Source organism: Neobacillus drentensis, assembly GCF_036962765.1.
GTDB lineage: Bacteria > Bacillota > Bacilli > Bacillales > Cytobacillaceae > Neobacillus > Neobacillus drentensis_C.
Window position 1 is genome coordinate 308 of sequence record NZ_JBALOS010000226.1, and the last position, 4,230, is coordinate 4,537.

7 protein-coding genes are annotated in these 4,230 nt (G+C 38.8%); 3 read left to right on the top strand and 4 right to left on the bottom strand.

What is annotated here, in order from left to right:
- The 3 genes from V7137_RS23935 to V7137_RS23945 all read left to right on the top strand — a co-directional run.
- Positions 1 to 217, top strand: a 217-nt coding sequence (locus V7137_RS23935) for a YciI family protein (protein WP_335700389.1), incomplete at its 5' end; no start/stop codon positions are given.
- Positions 218 to 250: 33 nt separating this feature from the next.
- The gene (locus tag V7137_RS23940; protein WP_335700390.1) at positions 251 to 1,348 is read left to right on the top strand and encodes an AbrB family transcriptional regulator; all 1,098 of its coding nucleotides are present in this window, start codon (positions 251 to 253) and stop codon (positions 1,346 to 1,348) included.
- Between the two features lie 71 nt (positions 1,349 to 1,419).
- Positions 1,420 to 2,157: a metallophosphoesterase family protein gene (locus V7137_RS23945; RefSeq protein ID WP_335700391.1), complete on the top strand. Its 738-nt coding sequence runs from the start codon at positions 1,420 to 1,422 to the stop codon at positions 2,155 to 2,157.
- 25 nt (positions 2,158 to 2,182) lie between these two features.
- Here the strand turns inward: V7137_RS23945 and V7137_RS23950 are convergent, their stop codons facing one another.
- From V7137_RS23950 to V7137_RS23965, 4 genes are all read right to left on the bottom strand, one after another.
- Entirely contained in the window at positions 2,183 to 2,356 is a 174-nt protein-coding gene (locus tag V7137_RS23950; RefSeq protein WP_335700392.1) for a hypothetical protein, read from the bottom strand.
- Positions 2,357 to 2,475: 119 nt separating this feature from the next.
- Positions 2,476 to 3,135: a hypothetical protein gene (locus tag V7137_RS23955; RefSeq protein ID WP_335700393.1), complete on the bottom strand. Its 660-nt coding sequence runs from the start codon at positions 3,133 to 3,135 to the stop codon at positions 2,476 to 2,478.
- A 66-nt stretch (positions 3,136 to 3,201) separates the two neighbouring features.
- Positions 3,202 to 3,528 carry an antibiotic biosynthesis monooxygenase family protein gene (locus tag V7137_RS23960; RefSeq protein WP_335700394.1) on the bottom strand — a complete coding sequence of 109 codons (327 nt, stop codon included), beginning with the start codon at positions 3,526 to 3,528 and terminating at the stop codon, positions 3,202 to 3,204.
- Between the two features lie 58 nt (positions 3,529 to 3,586).
- Positions 3,587 to 4,228 carry an HAD hydrolase-like protein gene (locus V7137_RS23965; RefSeq protein WP_335700395.1) on the bottom strand — a complete coding sequence of 214 codons (642 nt, stop codon included), beginning with the start codon at positions 4,226 to 4,228 and terminating at the stop codon, positions 3,587 to 3,589.
- Positions 4,229 to 4,230 lie beyond the last annotated feature (2 nt).

Below are 4,230 nucleotides of genomic sequence, written 5' to 3' on the forward strand. Positions count from 1 at the left end.
GGCGAAGCATTTTGATTATTTAAAGGGACTATTAGCCGAAGAAAAACTAATCCTGGCTGGTCCTTGTTTAGATGGAGCCCTTGGGATTTGTGTTTTTAGATCTGATTCTTTGGATGCTGCTCAAGTGATTATGGAAAAAGACCCCGCCGTTATTGAGGGTGTTATGAATGCTGAATTACATAAATTTCAAGTTTCCCTCCTTCAGGGACGGGATTGATTAACTAATTTATTATAGACAGAAGGGTTTGCTTTGATTCAATTTGCTAATGACGATAAAAGGATTCGATTTTGTGTCACATTGATAACCGCCTTTATCGGTGGTTTTATGTTCACTCTCCTCCATTCACCGATTCCTTGGCTGCTTGGACCCATGGCCGCGGTTTTGATTGGCTCGAGATTCGGAAAGGTTCAGTACTACTGGCCGAGCAGGATTCGAGATATAGGTTTAGTGATCGTTGGATATTCCATCGGCCTTTCGTTCACAAAAGAAGCACTCTTGGAAATCGTGGCGAAACTGCCTTCGATGTTGCTGATGACGGTTTTGCTCGTTTGTTTTTGCGCTGGAATAGCATATGTCGTATCCAAACTGTCCGGGGTCGATTATCCTACGGTCTTGATTGGCAGTATTCCAGGCGGGCTTTCACAAATGATTATATTTGCTGAAGAATTAAAAGGAATTAATATTACAACGGTGACCTTTCTCCAAGTTGCAAGATTGATTATGATTATTTTCTTTGTTCCCTTTCTTATTGTCGGACCACTTTTTAACAATACTTCCCACACAGCTTCTGGCTTGGTTACTAGTGGTGCAGTCGCCCCTAGCCCACTTTTTCCAACGGTCATTTGGTTTGTTATTATTTGTGTGGTTTGTGCCCTACTGGCTAGAAAACTTAACTTTCCTACACCCTATTTATTAGGTCCAATCGTAGGAACAGCGATATTCAATTTGATGGGATTGCATGGTCCGGCGTTACCTCCCACTTTACTGGATGTCTCTCAATTTATGATTGGCGGGTATATTGGGTTGCTATTAAAACCAGAGAAACTCGAGCATAAAACAAAAATTATTACACTTGCGCTTATTAGCGGGATGGTCATGATTTTGGTCTCGATCGGGTTAAGCATGCTGCTCGTTGCATTCTATCATATTAACCATTCGACCAGTTTTTTAGCCTTGGCTCCTGGGGGAATGGACCAAATGGGTATTCTCGCTCATGCCGTCCATGCTGATTTATCGATGGTGACCGGCTATCAGCTCTTCCGCCTCTTTTTTATTTACTTTGCTGTTCCACCGCTTCTTAGATGGATTTTTAAAGTTGGGATGAGAAAGACAGTAAAAACTCCTTAGATTCCATATTCAATTATTTGTATTTAATTGATTACAAGTAGTTAAACTATGAGAAAAACGGAGAATTGAAAATGGAACATAAAATCGCAATCATCACGGATATTCACGGTAATTATTCAGCATTAAAGGCAGTTTTGGATGATATCGACAAGGATACTTTTGCTGAACATATTTATTGTTTGGGGGATTTGGTCGGGATTGGGTATCAAACGAATGAGGTTCTTCAGCTGTTAAGTTCACGTCCAGATATTTCGTTTGTCATGGGAAACCACGACGAAGCTATTTTGGATATCATTGCAGGTAGAGAACCTTATAGCAGAGGTAAGGAGAAAGTGCATCATCAATGGATTACCGGTCACCTTGATAGGGAGTACATTCCGTTTTTAGCTGAGATTCCGGTCACTTTAGAGGCTGTGTACAATGATAAACATTTATTGTTTGTCCATTACCATTTGAGTGATCAACATGTGTTTATCCCATTGGATAAAGAACCAACTGAGGCGAAACTCGATGAGCATTACCGAACATCTACTGCTGATATCGTCTGTTTTGGACACCATCACGTCATCCACCACTTTAAATCGAAAGAGCGCCTATATCTCAATCCAAGTTCCTTAGGCTGCAACTATCATCCCTTGGCCAGCTACGCTGTCCTAACCATTGGTGATAAGGGAGAAGTTTCCGTTGCTTTTAGAGAAGTACCATATGACAATAAAGAGTTTTTGTTAGGATTTAAAAAACTAAATGTCCCGGATGGGGATTATATTTTGAAGGGCTTTTTTGGGGATCAGCATTTGAGGTATATGTAGGTATTCAAGTTATGTAGGCTTTGATTTATTGAGGGTCGTATTCGGGGAATGGAGATGGGGAATTTCTGTTTGTTTTGTCCGAATAGTACCCGCATTCGGACAACCCTTGGCCATTTCCTGCTTGTTGTGTCCGAATGGCACCTGCATTCGGACAACGCTTGGCCATTTCCTGCTTGTTGTGTCCGAATGGCACCTGCATTCGGACAACGCTTGGCTATTTCCTGACTCTTGTGTCCGAATAGGCCCCCTATTCGGACTATCTTTGGTATTTTGCTGTTTGTAGTGTCTGAATATCCTCTATTCTGACTTAAATGAGAGCTATAATTTCCTGCTTCTTTTTCCGGCCTTAATGATCAAATGAACTTCTGATGACTCTCCTGAATCAATTTGATTTTTCATTTTTGAGACATCGATATTTGTTTCAATTTTTATACGCTTACTCTCATTTCCTCTTAACCTAACCTTATATGGTGCATCGTTATTCATAAGAGATAGCAATGGTGTATCATCTTCGAAAGCATCCTGTTTATAAAATTCTATATTGAACTGGACATCCTTTTTGCTGTAGTTTTCAAAAGGAAGTTCACACATCCCATGCAATGTGGTTTCATTCATTTTTTCAAAGCTGCATTTACTATGAACTGAGTCATAAGAAATGGCATAGATACCAGATGCAAACGTCTTTTGATATGAAGTGGCTACAAAAGGTGGAGTGAATGTGTAAACTACCATTGCCACCACTACAAACCGAACATGAAATTTATTCAATCCTTTCACAATCAAATATAAACTTACTATCAGAAGAAATAACGAGATAACTCCTATAAAATTGATTCCATTGGTTGTACTTACAGGTATTTCAAACACCTCAACCATTGGTTCTCCATAAGGGATTTCATCTGGGAAAGGGAATTTCATCGCCATAGACAACAAAAAGGGAATAATAGCAAAATAGATATATTTCTTGTTTTTTATCAAATTTACCACACCGATTCTTCAGAAATTTGCAGAACAAACAATATGTTAAGAAAACCGTATCACTTACTACATTTCAAAAAAACTATGTCTTTCCACACGGCATACTCTGAGAGAAAAATTTTTGTACCACTCAGCTCTCCCCTTTTCTTGGGCCACTTTATGTGCAGAATTTTCCTTCCACACTTTGATGGATTCAATAGAATCCCAATATGAAACTGTAATTCCTAACTGGTCATCCCGGGCACTTTCCACACCTAAGAATCCTTTTTGCCGTGCTGCCAACTCGACCATTTTGTCCGCCATTATTCCGTACCCTCTGTCACCTTCCGTTCTTTCTGAAGCAAAAATAACCGCGTAATAAGGGGGTTCAGGTGTTTTTACAATCCCGCTCATATTTATTTCCTCCTGTCAGTTTATTACTTAAACTATCTTTTCATTAACCCAAATTGGATTAAGCTTTGCAAGAAAGCTTCTCTACAATCATTCTTAGTTCTAATAAACTATCAATTTTTATATCCGCTTGAGCCAATTCGTCTTCTTGGGCAAAGTCAAAATTGCAGCCGATGGCCATTAATCCATTGCTTTTGGCAGCGTTAATGTCTGATAATCGGTCACCAATAACAGCACCTTTTTCAATCGTGTACTTTTTAACGATGGTTTGGACTAAGTCACCTTTATTTTGAGATTGTATTTGTTGGATACTAAATGTCTCTGTAACCCATCGATCTAAGTGATAATGTCTTACGATTGCTTGTAAATACTCGATTTGTCCGTTACTTGCTATAAAAATGGAACAACCATTATTTTTTAACAAATTGAAAACTTCCACCACATGCGGATATAGTGCACCATTACCCTCGTTAATATGAGTAATTAATTTCTCATGAAAAAAATCATTCGCTTGTTCTCTTACGATATTTTTGTGGTCAGGTAACAAGGTTTCCCAAACTACTGGTAAGGGTACACCCATAATTTCACGGTATTTTTCAATTGGGGTTTCTTTTTCCCATAAATTCAGCATTCTTAAGTGATCAAACGTTTCTTTAAGCGATATTTCTAATATTTTGTTTGTTTGAAATAATGTTCCATCCATAT